Origin of the sequence: Shewanella youngdeokensis (genome assembly GCF_033180165.1) — a bacterium.
In the GTDB taxonomy this organism is placed as follows: Bacteria; Pseudomonadota; Gammaproteobacteria; order Enterobacterales; family Shewanellaceae; genus Shewanella; species Shewanella youngdeokensis.
On record NZ_CP136522.1, the window covers coordinates 3,820,370 to 3,838,873 of the forward strand.

Annotated in this window: 1 protein-coding gene; it reads left to right on the plus strand. The window is 50.6% G+C overall.

Annotation, left to right across the window (positions count from 1 at the left end; genetic code table 11):
- Positions 1–216 precede the first annotated feature (216 nt).
- A complete protein-coding gene (locus RGE70_RS16440; RefSeq protein WP_310472519.1) occupies positions 217–18,474 on the plus strand; it encodes an Ig-like domain-containing protein in 18,258 nt (6,085 codons plus the stop codon).
- Positions 18,475–18,504: the final 30 nt, after the last annotated feature.

Genomic DNA, 18,504 nt, shown 5'->3' on the forward strand with positions numbered 1-18,504 from the left:
ATTTACTTAAAAAAAAGCCACTACATGTAGTGGCTTTTTTTATATGTTTGCCTAGCAAGACCATTTTACCCTCTCCTTTTGCATAATGATCTACATCATGACAATGTCAAAAAATTGACTAAAAGATTGCTGTTCTATAAGATCCTTAACTATATATTAACAGGTTGATAATAGTGGCACTATAACTACAAAAATGTAGGCGCAGGGAGCAGGGGAATGAAATCGATAGCAATAACGCAAACAGGCCATATTCAGAAGATAACGGGTACTGTTACAGCAGATATTGACGGTAATGTAAAGCAAGTGCTAGAAGGGGATTTAATACCTGCAGGTACAAACCTATCTATCGAAGACAACAGCTATGTAGAACTTATTTTTGAAGACGGTAGCATCATTTCATCAAGTGACGCACCGACTGTAACAGCTGAAGTATTACCTCCACTTGATTCAGAAACCCTTAGCGAAATCGAAGAAATTCAAGCTCTTATTGCTGCCGGCGAAGACCCAACAGAAGGACCGGATACCGCAGCAGGCTCCCAAGTTAGTAGCAATGGAAGTGCTGCGCCAGTTTCAATTGCACGTGGTGGTGCGGAAACGTTAGCCGAAGCGGGTTATGATAGTGCAGGACAAAATATTAGCACCGCAGAAAACACCATAGCTAGCACACAGAACGATGATATCAACGTTACAAATTCAGTGGCATTCACGAGCATCACTGAAGACACAGGTAGTTCAAGTAGTGACTTCATTACCAACGACAATACCCTCGTGTTTAACGGCAGCGTCGATTTAGACGATGACAGTACGCTCGTCGTTAATATCAACGGCACTGATTACACCACGAGCAACGGCCTGGTGATTGATGCGCAAGGTAACTGGTCGGTTGATTTAACCGGTACCACCCTAGCTGATGGCACTTATCCTGTGACCGCAACCGTCACCGATTTGGCTGGCAATTCTGACAAAGCCACGCAAGATGTGGTGGTGGATACCAAGATTGATGAAGATGAAGATGGTCAAACCGTTGCGATCACCAGTATCACTGATGATACCGGCAGCTCAGCTACCGATTTCATCACTAACGACAACACTTTAGTCTTTAAAGGTACGGTTGATTTAGACGATGACAGTACGCTCGTCGTTAATATCAACGGCACTGATTACACCACGAGCAACGGCCTGGTGATTGATGCGCAAGGTAACTGGTCGGTTGATTTAACCGGTACCACCCTAGCTGATGGCACTTATCCTGTGACCGCAACCGTCACCGATTTGGCTGGCAATAGCGACACTGCCACCCAAGATGTGGTGGTGGATACCAAGATTGATGAAGATGAAGATGGTCAAACCGTTGCGATCACCAGTATCACTGATGACACCGGCAGCTCAGCCACTGACTTTATCACTAACGACAATAGCCTCGTGTTTAACGGCAGCGTCGATTTAGACGATGACAGTACGCTAGTCGTTAATATCAACGGCACTGATTACACCACGAGCAACGGCCTGGTGATTGATGCGCAAGGTAACTGGTCGGTTGATTTAACCGGTACCACCCTAGCTGATGGCACTTATCCTGTGACCGCAACCGTCACCGATGTGGCTGGCAATAGCGACACTGCCACCCAAGATGTGGTGGTGGATACCAAGATTGATGAAGATGAAGATGGTCAAACCGTTGCGATCACCAGTATCACTGATGACACCGGCAGCTCAGCCACTGACTTTATCACTAACGACAATAGCCTCGTGTTTAACGGCAGCGTCGATTTAGACGATGACAGTACGCTCGTCGTTAATATCAACGGCACTGATTACACCACGAGCAACGGCCTGGTGATTGATGCGCAAGGTAACTGGTCGGTTGATTTAACCGGTACCACCCTAGCTGATGGCACTTATCCTGTGACCGCAACCGTCACCGATTTGGCTGGCAATAGCGACACTGCCACCCAAGATGTGGTGGTGGATACCAAGATTGATGAAGATGAAGATGGTCAAACCGTTGCGATCACCAGTATCACTGATGACACCGGCAGCTCAGCCACTGACTTTATCACTAACGACAATACCCTCGTGTTTAACGGCAGCGTCGATTTAGACGATGACAGTACGCTCGTCGTTAATATCAACGGCACTGATTACACCACGAGCAACGGCCTGGTGATTGATGCGCAAGGTAACTGGTCGGTTGATTTAACCGGTACCACCCTAGCTGATGGCACTTATCCTGTGACCGCAACCGTCACCGATTTGGCTGGCAATAGCGACACTGCCACCCAAGATGTGGTGGTGGATACCAAGATTGATGAAGATGAAGATGGTCAAACCGTTGCGATCACCAGTATCACTGATGACACCGGCAGCTCAGCCGCTGACTTTATCACTAACGACAATACCCTCGTGTTTAACGGCAGCGTCGATTTAGACGATGACAGTACGCTCGTCGTTAATATCAACGGCACTGATTACACCACGAGCAACGGTCTGGTGATTGATGCGCAAGGTAACTGGTCGGTTGATTTAACCGGTACCACCCTAGCTGATGGCACTTATCCTGTGACCGCAACCGTCACCGATGTGGCTGGCAATTCTGATAAAGCCACCCAAGATGTGGTGGTGGATACCAAGATTGATGAAGATGAAGATGGTCAAACCGTTGCGATCACCAGTATCACTGATGACACCGGCAGCTCAGCTACCGATTTCATCACTAACGACAACACTTTAGTCTTTAAAGGTACGGTTGATTTAGGCGATGACAGTACGCTAGTCGTTAATATCAACGGCACTGATTACACCACTGACAACGGTCTGGTGATTGATGCGCAAGGTAACTGGTCGGTTGATTTAACCGGTACCACCCTAGCTGATGGCACTTATCCTGTGACCGCAACCGTCACCGATGTGGCTGGCAATTCTGATAAAGCCACCCAAGATGTGGTGGTGGATACCAAGATTGATGAAGATGAAGATGGTCAAACCGTTGCGATCACCAGTATCACTGATGACACCGGCAGCTCAGCCACTGACTTTATCACTAACGACAACACTTTAGTCTTTAAAGGTACGGTTGATTTAGGCGATGACAGTACGCTAGTCGTTAATATCAACGGCACTGATTACACCGCTGCAAACGGTTTGGTTATCGACGCACTCGGTAACTGGTCGGTTGATTTAACCGGTACCACCCTAGCTGATGGCACTTATCCTGTGACCGCAACCGTCACCGATTTGGCTGGCAATTCTGATAAAGCCACGCAAAATGTGGTGGTGGATACCACCGCACCCAACGCGCCAACAGTGACTATCGTGGATGATAATAATCCTGATGATACCCAGCTCACCAACGCTGAAATCAACGGGGACGGCGTGCAACTCACTGTTGCGATTAATGCGGACGACTTTGCCGCCGGGGGCAGCGTCAACCTCACTATCAATAATGGGAATGATACTTCCACCGTTGAACTCGTCCTGGTTGGCGACCAACTGCAGTTCGATGACGGCAGCCCTGCAACCAACTACAACTACAGTAATGGCACGATAAGCTGGACTGAAACCACGCCTGCTGATGGCGAAACCATTAAGGTGGAAGCGACTCAAACCGATAAGGCGGGCAATACCTCAGCTCCAGGCTCTGATAACGCCACCGTCGGTGACACCACCGCACCCAACGCGCCAACAGTGACTATCGTGGATGATAATAATCCTGATGATACCCAGCTCACCAACGCTGAAATCAACGGGGACGGCGTGCAACTCACTGTTGCGATTAATGCGGACGACTTTGCCGCCGGGGGCAGCGTCAACCTCACTATCTATAATGGGAATGATACTTCCACCGTTGAACTCGTCCTGGTTGGCGACCAACTGCAGTTCGATGACGGCAGCCCTGCAACCAACTACAACTACAGTAATGGCACGATAAGCTGGACTGAAACCACGCCTGCTGATGGCGAAACCATTAAGGTGGAAGCGACTCAAACCGATAAGGCGGGCAATACCTCAGCTCCAGGCTCTGATAACGCCACCGTCGGTGACACCACCGCACCCAACGCGCCAACAGTGACTATCGTGGATGATAATAATCCTGATGATACCCAGCTCACCAACGCTGAGATCAACGGGGACGGCGTGCAACTCACTGTTGCGATTAATGCGGACGACTTTGCCGCCGGGGGCAGCGTCAACCTCACTATCTATAATGGGAATGATACTTCCACCGTTGAACTCGTCCTGGTTGGCGACCAACTGCAGTTCGATGACGGCAGCCCTGCAACCAACTACAACTACAGTAATGGCACGATAAGCTGGACTGAAACCACGCCTGCTGATGGCGAAACCATTAAGGTGGAAGCGACTCAAACCGATAAGGCGGGCAATACCTCAGCTCCAGGCTCTGATAACGCCACCGTCGGTGACACCACCGCACCCAACGCGCCAACAGTGACTATCGTGGATGATAATAATCCTGATGATACCCAGCTCACCAACGCTGAAATCAACGGGGACGGCGTGCAACTCACTGTTGCGATTAATGCGGACGACTTTGCCGCCGGGGGCAGCGTCAACCTCACTATCAATAATGGGAATGATACTTCCACCGTTGAACTCGTCCTGGTTGGCGACCAACTGCAGTTCGATGACGGCAGCCCTGCAACCAACTACAACTACAGTAATGGCACGATAAGCTGGACTGAAACCACGCCTGCTGATGGCGAAACCATTAAGGTGGAAGCGACTCAAACCGATAAGGCGGGCAATACCTCAGCTCCAGGCTCTGATAACGCCACCGTCGGTGACACCACCGCACCCAACGCGCCAACAGTGACTATCGTGGATGATAATAATCCTGATGATACCCAGCTCACCAACGCTGAGATCAACGGGGACGGCGTGCAACTCACTGTTGCGATTAATGCGGACGACTTTGCCGCCGGGGGCAGCGTCAACCTCACTATCTATAATGGGAATGATACTTCCACCGTTGAACTCGTCCTGGTTGGCGACCAACTGCAGTTCGATGACGGCAGCCCTGCAACCAACTACAACTACAGTAATGGCACGATAAGCTGGACTGAAACCACGCCTGCTGATGGCGAAACCATTAAGGTGGAAGCGACTCAAACCGATAAGGCGGGCAATACCTCAGCTCCAGGCTCTGATAACGCCACCGTCGGTGACACCACCGCACCCAACGCGCCAACAGTGACTATCGTGGATGATAATAATCCTGATGATACCCAGCTCACCAACGCTGAAATCAACGGGGACGGCGTGCAACTCACTGTTGCGATTAATGCGGACGACTTTGCCGCCGGGGGCAGCGTCAACCTCACTATCAATAATGGGAATGATACTTCCACCGTTGAACTCGTCCTGGTTGGCGACCAACTGCAGTTCGATGACGGCAGCCCTGCAACCAACTACAACTACAGTAATGGCACGATAAGCTGGACTGAAACCACGCCTGCTGATGGCGAAACCATTAAGGTGGAAGCGACTCAAACCGATAAGGCGGGCAATACCTCAGCTCCAGGCTCTGATAACGCCACCGTCGGTGACACCACCGCACCCAACGCGCCAACAGTGACTATCGTGGATGATAATAATCCTGATGATACCCAGCTCACCAACGCTGAGATCAACGGGGACGGCGTGCAACTCACTGTTGCGATTAATGCGGACGACTTTGCCGCCGGGGGCAGCGTCAACCTCACTATCTATAATGGGAATGATACTTCCACCGTTGAACTCGTCCTGGTTGGCGACCAACTGCAGTTCGATGACGGCAGCCCTGCAACCAACTACAACTACAGTAATGGCACGATAAGCTGGACTGAAACCACGCCTGCTGATGGCGAAACCATTAAGGTGGAAGCGACTCAAACCGATAAGGCGGGCAATACCTCAGCTCCAGGCTCTGATAACGCCACCGTCGGTGACACCACCGCACCCAACGCGCCAACAGTGACTATCGTGGATGATAATAATCCTGATGATACCCAGCTCACCAACGCTGAGATCAACGGGGACGGCGTGCAACTCACTGTTGCGATTAATGCGGACGACTTTGCCGCCGGGGGCAGCGTCAACCTCACTATCTATAATGGGAATGATACTTCCACCGTTGAACTCGTCCTGGTTGGCGACCAACTGCAGTTCGATGACGGCAGCCCTGCAACCAACTACAACTACAGTAATGGCACGATAAGCTGGACTGAAACCACGCCTGCTGATGGCGAAACCATTAAGGTGGAAGCGACTCAAACCGATAAGGCGGGCAATACCTCAGCTCCAGGCTCTGATAACGCCACCGTCGGTGACACCACCGCACCCAACGCGCCAACAGTGACTATCGTGGATGATAATAATCCTGATGATACCCAGCTCACCAACGCTGAAATCAACGGGGACGGCGTGCAACTCACTGTTGCGATTAATGCGGACGACTTTGCCGCCGGGGGCAGCGTCAACCTCACTATCAATAATGGGAATGATACTTCCACCGTTGAACTCGTCCTGGTTGGCGACCAACTGCAGTTCGATGACGGCAGCCCTGCAACCAACTACAACTACAGTAATGGCACGATAAGCTGGACTGAAACCACGCCTGCTGATGGCGAAACCATTAAGGTGGAAGCGACTCAAACCGATAAGGCGGGCAATACCTCAGCTCCAGGCTCTGATAACGCCACCGTCGGTGACACCACCGCACCCAACGCGCCAACAGTGACTATCGTGGATGATAATAATCCTGATGATACCCAGCTCACCAACGCTGAAATCAACGGGGACGGCGTGCAACTCACTGTTGCGATTAATGCGGACGACTTTGCCGCCGGGGGCAGCGTCAACCTCACTATCAATAATGGGAATGATACTTCCACCGTTGAACTCGTCCTGGTTGGCGACCAACTGCAGTTCGATGACGGCAGCCCTGCAACCAACTACAACTACAGTAATGGCACGATAAGCTGGACTGAAACCACGCCTGCTGATGGCGAAACCATTAAGGTGGAAGCGACTCAAACCGATAAGGCGGGCAATACCTCAGCTCCAGGCTCTGATAACGCCACCGTCGGTGACACCACCGCACCCAACGCGCCAACAGTGACTATCGTGGATGATAATAATCCTGATGATACCCAGCTCACCAACGCTGAAATCAACGGGGACGGCGTGCAACTCACTGTTGCGATTAATGCGGACGACTTTGCCGCCGGGGGCAGCGTCAACCTCACTATCTATAATGGGAATGATACTTCCACCGTTGAACTCGTCCTGGTTGGCGACCAACTGCAGTTCGATGACGGCAGCCCTGCAACCAACTACAACTACAGTAATGGCACGATAAGCTGGACTGAAACCACGCCTGCTGATGGCGAAACCATTAAGGTGGAAGCGACTCAAACCGATAAGGCGGGCAATACCTCAGCTCCAGGCTCTGATAACGCCACCGTCGGTGACACCACCGCACCCAACGCGCCAACAGTGACTATCGTGGATGATAATAATCCTGATGATACCCAGCTCACCAACGCTGAAATCAACGGGGACGGCGTGCAACTCACTGTTGCGATTAATGCGGACGACTTTGCCGCCGGGGGCAGCGTCAACCTCACTATCTATAATGGGAATAATACTTCCACCGTTGAACTCGTCCTGGTTGGCGACCAACTGCAGTTCGATGACGGCAGCCCTGCAACCAACTACAACTACAGTAATGGCACGATAAGCTGGACTGAAACCACGCCTGCTGATGGCGAAACCATTAAGGTGGAAGCGACTCAAACCGATAAGGCGGGCAATACCTCAGCTCCAGGCTCTGATAACGCCACCGTCGGTGACACCACCGCACCCAACGCGCCAACAGTGACTATCGTGGATGATAATAATCCTGATGATACCCAGCTCACCAATGCTGAGATCAACGGGGACGGCGTGCAACTCACTGTTGCGATTAATGCGGACGACTTTGCCGCCGGGGGCAGCGTCAACCTCACTATCAATAATGGGAATGATACTTCCACCGTTGAACTCGTCCTGGTTGGCGACCAACTGCAGTTCGATGACGGCAGCCCTGCAACCAACTACAACTACAGTAATGGCACGATAAGCTGGACTGAAACCACGCCTGCTGATGGCGAAACCATTAAGGTGGAAGCGACTCAAACCGATAAGGCGGGCAATACCTCAGCTCCAGGCTCTGATAACGCCACCGTCGGTGACACCACCGCACCCAACGCGCCAACAGTGACTATCGTGGATGATAATAATCCTGATGATACCCAGCTCACCAACGCTGAAATCAACGGGGACGGCGTGCAACTCACTGTTGCGATTAATGCGGACGACTTTGCCGCCGGGGGCAGCGTCAACCTCACTATCTATAATGGGAATAATACTTCCACCGTTGAACTCGTCCTGGTTGGCGACCAACTGCAGTTCGATGACGGCAGCCCTGCAACCAACTACAACTACAGTAATGGCACGATAAGCTGGACTGAAACCACGCCTGCTGATGGCGAAACCATTAAGGTGGAAGCGACTCAAACCGATAAGGCGGGCAATACCTCAGCTCCAGGCTCTGATAACGCCACCGTCGGTGACACCACCGCACCCAACGCGCCAACAGTGACTATCGTGGATGATAATAATCCTGATGATACCCAGCTCACCAATGCTGAGATCAACGGGGACGGCGTGCAACTCACTGTTGCGATTAATGCGGACGACTTTGCCGCCGGGGGCAGCGTCAACCTCACTATCAATAATGGGAATGATACTTCCACCGTTGAACTCGTCCTGGTTGGCGACCAACTGCAGTTCGATGACGGCAGCCCTGCAACCAACTACAACTACAGTAATGGCACGATAAGCTGGACTGAAACCACGCCTGCTGATGGCGAAACCATTAAGGTGGAAGCGACTCAAACCGATAAGGCGGGCAATACCTCAGCTCCAGGCTCTGATAACGCCACCGTCGGTGACACCACCGCACCCAACGCGCCAACAGTGACTATCGTGGATGATAATAATCCTGATGATACCCAGCTCACCAACGCTGAAATCAACGGGGACGGCGTGCAACTCACTGTTGCGATTAATGCGGACGACTTTGCCGCCGGGGGCAGCGTCAACCTCACTATCTATAATGGGAATGATACTTCCACCGTTGAACTCGTCCTGGTTGGCGACCAACTGCAGTTCGATGACGGCAGCCCTGCAACCAACTACAACTACAGTAATGGCACGATAAGCTGGACTGAAACCACGCCTGCTGATGGCGAAACCATTAAGGTGGAAGCGACTCAAACCGATAAGGCGGGCAATACCTCAGCTCCAGGCTCTGATAACGCCACCGTCGGTGACACCACCGCACCCAACGCGCCAACAGTGACTATCGTGGATGATAATAATCCTGATGATACCCAGCTCACCAACGCTGAAATCAACGGGGACGGCGTGCAACTCACTGTTGCGATTAATGCGGACGACTTTGCCGCCGGGGGCAGCGTCAACCTCACTATCTATAATGGGAATGATACTTCCACCGTTGAACTCGTCCTGGTTGGCGACCAACTGCAGTTCGATGACGGCAGCCCTGCAACCAACTACAACTACAGTAATGGCACGATAAGCTGGACTGAAACCACGCCTGCTGATGGCGAAACCATTAAGGTGGAAGCGACTCAAACCGATAAGGCGGGCAATACCTCAGCTCCAGGCTCTGATAACGCCACCGTCGGTGACACCACCGCACCCAACGCGCCAACAGTGACTATCGTGGATGATAATAATCCTGATGATACCCAGCTCACCAACGCTGAGATCAACGGGGACGGCGTGCAACTCACTGTTGCGATTAATGCGGACGACTTTGCCGCCGGGGGCAGCGTCAACCTCACTATCAATAATGGGAATAATACTTCCACCGTTGAACTCGTCCTAGTTGGCGACCAACTGCAGTTCGATGACGGCAGCCCTGCAACCAACTACAACTACAGTAATGGCACGATAAGCTGGACTGAAACCACGCCTGCTGATGGCGAAACCATTAAGGTGGAAGCGACTCAAACCGATAAGGCGGGCAATACCTCAGCTCCAGGCTCTGATAACGCCACCGTCGGTGACACCACCGCACCCAACGCGCCAACAGTGACTATCGTGGATGATAATAATCCTGATGATACCCAGCTCACCAACGCTGAAATCAACGGGGACGGCGTGCAACTCACTGTTGCGATTAATGCGGACGACTTTGCCGCCGGGGGCAGCGTCAACCTCACTATCAATAATGGGAATAATACTTCCACCGTTGAACTCGTCCTAGTTGGCGACCAACTGCAGTTCGATGACGGCAGCCCTGCAACCAACTACAACTACAGTAATGGCACGATAAGCTGGACTGAAACCACGCCTGCTGATGGCGAAACCATTAAGGTGGAAGCGACTCAAACCGATGAGGCGGGCAATACCTCAGCTCCAGGCTCTGATAACGCCACCGTCGGTGACACCACCGCACCCAACGCGCCAACAGTGACTATCGTGGATGATAATAATCCTGATGATACCCAGCTCACCAACGCTGAGATCAACGGGGACGGCGTGCAACTCACTGTTGCGATTAATGCGGACGACTTTGCCGCCGGGGGCAGCGTCAACCTCACTATCTATAATGGGAATGATACTTCCACCGTTGAACTCGTCCTGGTTGGCGACCAACTGCAGTTCGATGACGGCAGCCCTGCAACCAACTACAACTACAGTAATGGCACGATAAGCTGGACTGAAACCACGCCTGCTGATGGCGAAACCATTAAGGTGGAAGCGACTCAAACCGATAAGGCGGGCAATACCTCAGCTCCAGGCTCTGATAACGCCACCGTCGGTGACACCACCGCACCCAACGCGCCAACAGTGACTATCGTGGATGATAATAATCCTGATGATACCCAGCTCACCAACGCTGAAATCAACGGGGACGGCGTGCAACTCACTGTTGCGATTAATGCGGACGACTTTGCCGCCGGGGGCAGCGTCAACCTCACTATCAATAATGGGAATGATACTTCCACCGTTGAACTCGTCCTGGTTGGCGACCAACTGCAGTTCGATGACGGCAGCCCTGCAACCAACTACAACTACAGTAATGGCACGATAAGCTGGACTGAAACCACGCCTGCTGATGGCGAAACCATTAAGGTGGAAGCGACTCAAACCGATAAGGCGGGCAATACCTCAGCTCCAGGCTCTGATAACGCCACCGTCGGTGACACCACCGCACCCAACGCGCCAACAGTGACTATCGTGGATGATAATAATCCTGATGATACCCAGCTCACCAACGCTGAAATCAACGGGGACGGCGTGCAACTCACTGTTGCGATTAATGCGGACGACTTTGCCGCCGGGGGCAGCGTCAACCTCACTATCTATAATGGGAATAATACTTCCACCGTTGAACTCGTCCTGGTTGGCGACCAACTGCAGTTCGATGACGGCAGCCCTGCAACCAACTACAACTACAGTAATGGCACGATAAGCTGGACTGAAACCACGCCTGCTGATGGCGAAACCATTAAGGTGGAAGCGACTCAAACCGATAAGGCGGGCAATACCTCAGCTCCAGGCTCTGATAACGCCACCGTCGGTGACACCACCGCACCCAACGCGCCAACAGTGACTATCGTGGATGATAATAATCCTGATGATACCCAGCTCACCAACGCTGAAATCAACGGGGACGGCGTGCAACTCACTGTTGCGATTAATGCGGACGACTTTGCCGCCGGGGGCAGCGTCAACCTCACTATCTATAATGGGAATAATACTTCCACCGTTGAACTCGTCCTGGTTGGCGACCAACTGCAGTTCGATGACGGCAGCCCTGCAACCAACTACAACTACAGTAATGGCACGATAAGCTGGACTGAAACCACGCCTGCTGATGGCGAAACCATTAAGGTGGAAGCGACTCAAACCGATAAGGCGGGCAATACCTCAGCTCCAGGCTCTGATAACGCCACCGTCGGTGACACCACCGCACCCAACGCGCCAACAGTGACTATCGTGGATGATAATAATCCTGATGATACCCAGCTCACCAATGCTGAGATCAACGGGGACGGCGTGCAACTCACTGTTGCGATTAATGCGGACGACTTTGCCGCCGGGGGCAGCGTCAACCTCACTATCAATAATGGGAATAATACTTCCACCGTTGAACTCGTCCTAGTTGGCGACCAACTGCAGTTCGATGACGGCAGCCCTGCAACCAACTACAACTACAGTAATGGCACGATAAGCTGGACTGAAACCACGCCTGCTGATGGCGAAACCATTAAGGTGGAAGCGACTCAAACCGATAAGGCGGGCAATACCTCAGCTCCAGGCTCTGATAACGCCACCGTCGGTGACACCACCGCACCCAACGCGCCAACAGTGACTATCGTGGATGATAATAATCCTGATGATACCCAGCTCACCAACGCTGAGATCAACGGGGACGGCGTGCAACTCACTGTTGCGATTAATGCGGACGACTTTGCCGCCGGGGGCAGCGTCAACCTCACTATCTATAATGGGAATGATACTTCCACCGTTGAACTCGTCCTGGTTGGCGACCAACTGCAGTTCGATGACGGCAGCCCTGCAACCAACTACAACTACAGTAATGGCACGATAAGCTGGACTGAAACCACGCCTGCTGATGGCGAAACCATTAAGGTGGAAGCGACTCAAACCGATAAGGCGGGCAATACCTCAGCTCCAGGCTCTGATAACGCCACCGTCGGTGACACCACCGCACCCAACGCGCCAACAGTGACTATCGTGGATGATAATAATCCTGATGATACCCAGCTCACCAACGCTGAAATCAACGGGGACGGCGTGCAACTCACTGTTGCGATTAATGCGGACGACTTTGCCGCCGGGGGCAGCGTCAACCTCACTATCTATAATGGGAATGATACTTCCACCGTTGAACTCGTCCTGGTTGGCGACCAACTGCAGTTCGATGACGGCAGCCCTGCAACCAACTACAACTACAGTAATGGCACGATAAGCTGGACTGAAACCACGCCTGCTGATGGCGAAACCATTAAGGTGGAAGCGACTCAAACCGATAAGGCGGGCAATACCTCAGCTCCAGGCTCTGATAACGCCACCGTCGGTGACACCACCGCACCCAACGCGCCAACAGTGACTATCGTGGATGATAATAATCCTGATGATACCCAGCTCACCAACGCTGAAATCAACGGGGACGGCGTGCAACTCACTGTTGCGATTAATGCGGACGACTTTGCCGCCGGGGGCAGCGTCAACCTCACTATCAATAATGGGAATAATACTTCCACCGTTGAACTCGTCCTGGTTGGCGACCAACTGCAGTTCGATGACGGCAGCCCTGCAACCAACTACAACTACAGTAATGGCACGATAAGCTGGACTGAAACCACGCCTGCTGATGGCGAAACCATTAAGGTGGAAGCGACTCAAACCGATAAGGCGGGCAATACCTCAGCTCCAGGCTCTGATAACGCCACCGTCGGTGACACCACCGCACCCAACGCGCCAACAGTGACTATCGTGGATGATAATAATCCTGATGATACCCAGCTCACCAACGCTGAAATCAACGGGGACGGCGTGCAACTCACTGTTGCGATTAATGCGGACGACTTTGCCGCCGGGGGCAGCGTCAACCTCACTATCAATAATGGGAATGATACTTCCACCGTTGAACTCGTCCTGGTTGGCGACCAACTGCAGTTCGATGACGGCAGCCCTGCAACCAACTACAACTACAGTAATGGCACGATAAGCTGGACTGAAACCACGCCTGCTGATGGCGAAACCATTAAGGTGGAAGCGACTCAAACCGATGAGGCGGGCAATACCTCAGCTCCAGGCTCTGATAACGCCACCGTCGGTGACACCACCGCACCCAACGCGCCAACAGTGACTATCGTGGATGATAATAATCCTGATGATACCCAGCTCACCAACGCTGAGATCAACGGGGACGGCGTGCAACTCACTGTTGCGATTAATGCGGACGACTTTGCCGCCGGGGGCAGCGTCAACCTCACTATCTATAATGGGAATGATACTTCCACCGTTGAACTCGTCCTGGTTGGCGACCAACTGCAGTTCGATGACGGCAGCCCTGCAACCAACTACAACTACAGTAATGGCACGATAAGCTGGACTGAAACCACGCCTGCTGATGGCGAAACCATTAAGGTGGAAGCGACTCAAACCGATAAGGCGGGCAATACCTCAGCTCCAGGCTCTGATAACGCCACCGTCGGTGACACCACCGCACCCAACGCGCCAACAGTGACTATCGTGGATGATAATAATCCTGATGATACCCAGCTCACCAACGCTGAAATCAACGGGGACGGCGTGCAACTCACTGTTGCGATTAATGCGGACGACTTTGCCGCCGGGGGCAGCGTCAACCTCACTATCAATAATGGGAATAATACTTCCACCGTTGAACTCGTCCTAGTTGGCGACCAACTGCAGTTCGATGACGGCAGCCCTGCAACCAACTACAACTACAGTAATGGCACGATAAGCTGGACTGAAACCACGCCTGCTGATGGCGAAACCATTAAGGTGGAAGCGACTCAAACCGATAAGGCGGGCAATACCTCAGCTCCAGGCTCTGATAACGCCACCGTCGGTGACACCACCGCACCCAACGCGCCAACAGTGACTATCGTGGATGATAATAATCCTGATGATACCCAGCTCACCAACGCTGAAATCAACGGGGACGGCGTGCAACTCACTGTTGCGATTAATGCGGACGACTTTGCCGCCGGGGGCAGCGTCAACCTCACTATCAATAATGGGAATGATACTTCCACCGTTGAACTCGTCCTGGTTGGCGACCAACTGCAGTTCGATGACGGCAGCCCTGCAACCAACTACAACTACAGTAATGGCACGATAAGCTGGACTGAAACCACGCCTGCTGATGGCGAAACCATTAAGGTGGAAGCGACTCAAACCGATAAGGCGGGCAATACCTCAGCTCCAGGCTCTGATAACGCCACCGTCGGTGACACCACCGCACCCGACGCGCCAGTAGTCGTGATTGTTGACGATAGCAATGACAACCAAGTATTAACTGAGGCAGAAATTGGCAACGATGAAGTTCAAGTCGAAGTCACGATTAACAGTAATGATTTCGCAGCAAATGGCACAGTACAATTAACCATTAACAATGGGCCTACAGTTACAGCACTAACGCTAAGTTTAGGGCTAAATGGCAGTCTCATTGTACTTGATGGCCAAAATAATCCTGTTACCGGCTTTAGTTACGATGACACTACAGGAGTCATTAGTTGGACTGAAACTACTCCTGCTAACGAGCAAGAATTAGTCGTGAAAGCGACCCAAACTGACGATCTCGGTAATCAATCACCAACAGGCCAAGACAATGCTATGGTGCGTAATAACACTGAAACATCGCTTGGAGAAGCTGTTGAAGGTACTAACGATACAGTTTTAGCAATACCTAATGGATTAACATTTGAAGGAACCACCGCGCTTGGAGGCTCGGTTACATTAGTTAATGGTAACTATATCTATACCGCGCCTGTTAGAGACCATAGCGATAACGAATCAGACCAAGATAGCTTTAGTGTCACTAATGCTGACGGCACAATTTCAAAGTTTACTATCGAGATAACCGATACAGTGCCTGAAGCCAAAGATGACAATAATTCGGTTGATGTATTCGATAGTTTCTTAGTTGGCGGAGTTGAAGCCGTTTGGACAGCGTCAGAAGGCGGAGCATCGGTTATTACATTTGACGGTTTTAATGGCGTAGCAAATAACGATGGTAATAACTATGACGGTGGCGACGTTGACAACGATACTGGACATGATCAAATTCGTTGGGGAAGCTCAGGCAATAGCAACCAATCCGGTTATGGCTTTATTGATAATGATCAAGCTTTAGATGGCAAGATTGCCTTAAATCAAGATATCACCCTAGGTACATTCACTCATTACAATTACAGCATTGGTTCAGACACTGCAATCAGTAGCGCAGTAATGACAATTACCTTCACGGTTAAAGATGCTCAAGGTGTTGAAACGCCTGTCACCTTAGATATTCCGTTTACTCATAACGAAACCCCAAATAATGGGGCGAACCCAGAAGACATTATTACTATCGGCGAAGCAACCGTTACATTTGAGTATCAAGGTAACGATTATAACGTCCAAGTCGTAGGGTTTAGAGAAGTTGGGCAACCCGATGGCAATGTTGTCACCGAAATTAGTACTGCGGAAGGTCAATCAACTAGCTACGATGTCGTAGTTAAAATTGTTGAAACTGACGAGTACAGCTTACCTTCAACAGAGGGTAATGTACTAACAAACGATGTCATGAGTGAAGATATCGATATTGTTGTCGTCGAGGTCGAAACTGAAGCAGTAACAGATGCTAGCGCAACCATAATCACTGGGGAATACGGCAAGTTAACCATTGAAAGTAATGGTCAATACACATATCAAGTCACAGAAGCGGCGGTTGATATACCAGACAACGCAACTGAAACTTTTGAGTACACAATTCGTGATAGCGACGGCAACGAGTCAACAGCGCAATTGACAATAAACGTTAATATAGTTGAACCGACTAATGAGCCAACCATTACTCAAAATGACTTCCTCACTGTAGATGAAGACAGTTCACAATCGACAGGTAACGTACTCACAGACGCCGCCACAGGCGACAGCGACCCAGATAACGTCTTAAGTGTTACCCTATTCTCTGTCGAGGGTAAATCGTACGATGCAAGTAGCACTGTCATCAATTTGTCCGAGGGCAGTTTCTCACTCGATACCGATGGTAACTACACCTTCACGCCAACAGAAAATTGGAGTGGCACTGTACCTACAGTAACTTACACCACCAATACGAATGCCACTGCAGATTTAGTTATTACTGTAAATGCAAAAGCGGATGCACCGTTAATAAGCCTTAATGAATCTGAAACCTTAGCCTTTATGGACTTCGAAGATGTCAACTTTGAACGTGGCGCAGAATGGAATAGCAACGTTGATATCGGCAGTATTAGCGGTGCAAACACCATTGGAGACTGGGGAACCAATAACGATAGTGGTCATGTAGAAGTCGGCTACGAACGTATTTATTTACCAGGTGAATCAAGCAATAAAGTTCTAGAAATTGAGGCCGATGCGGGCGATAAAACCCTATTTGTTGATATTGATTGTGAGGCCGGTAGGTTCTACCAAGTAGGGTTCGATATCGCAGCAAGGCTCGAACAAATTGATAGCTCTGGCATGACTATTAAGATTGTGCAAATCAATGAGAATGGCAATGAAATTGGTACCGTAGAAGACCTCTATACATTTGATCCTGACAGCAATGAATGGCAACTTAACCAGACTGTCAACTTACAAATTGACACATCTGGCACTTACCGACTCATATTTGAATCACAAAATGCCGATTCACGCGGGGCGTTAATCGACAACCTCAGCTTCAAAGCCGTTGAAAACTATGGCTACGAAGATAGTTTCGTTAAATTAAGTGAAATAAATACCAGCCTAACTGATGCTGATTACAGCGAACAGCTAAGTGTAACGCTTAGCGGCATACCGGAGGGTTCGACACTTAAAGGAACCCTTACAAACGGCGGTCCTATCTCTGCCATTATCGGTACTGACCCTGTGAGTCTCGACGGATGGGATTTAAGCACCTTGCAAGTATTAGTGGCAGATTCTGGCACGTACAATGTCATTGTCACAGCGACATCCACCGAAACGAGCAATGCAGACACAAGCAGTTCCACCATTAATTTTGACCTAGTAATTGAAGAAGATCCTAGCGTAATCATTAATGGAGTGGCTCCATTTGTTGCCCCCGAGGTAAAAATAGAAGTTCAAGCAAATGAGCCAGTCATTAAGCAACTGTCAGTTAACGCCATTGATGAAAATGACGAGACAAATAATGTTGAGATGATCGGCACTATAGGCAACGACATGATGATCGCAGGACTAGGTGTAGATACTTTCATTTGGAATAGCGACTCCGTAGATGGATCTGAAAATACAGACCGCATATCTGATTTCAATTTGGAACAAGATAAGCTCGACCTAACTGATATCCTCCAAGGTGATAGCATTGATGAGCTCAGTCAGTACATCAATTTCACCAACGAAGATGGCTCAACGGTTATCAATGTCGATACAAATCAAAATGGTGAGTTTGATCAGCATATTGTATTAGATGGTGTTGACCTTAGCGCACAATACGGTATTGATTCAGAAGCTATAATCAACGGTTTATTAGGTAATAGTGGTGATGGCCCTCTCCTTGTTGGCAATAACCAAGATGAAACACTCATTATTGATTCAAGCGACCAGTTACCACTAGAGCTTGATAATAACGGGGTATTAAACGCACTCTAAGTCGAAGAAAATAAAAACAAAAGGGCGTTG

Excerpts from the sequence above, each read along its gene's own strand:
- RGE70_RS16440 (WP_310472519.1), top strand. The coding sequence starts at position 217 with ATGAAATCGATAGCAATAACGCAAACAGGCCATATTCAGAAGATAACG.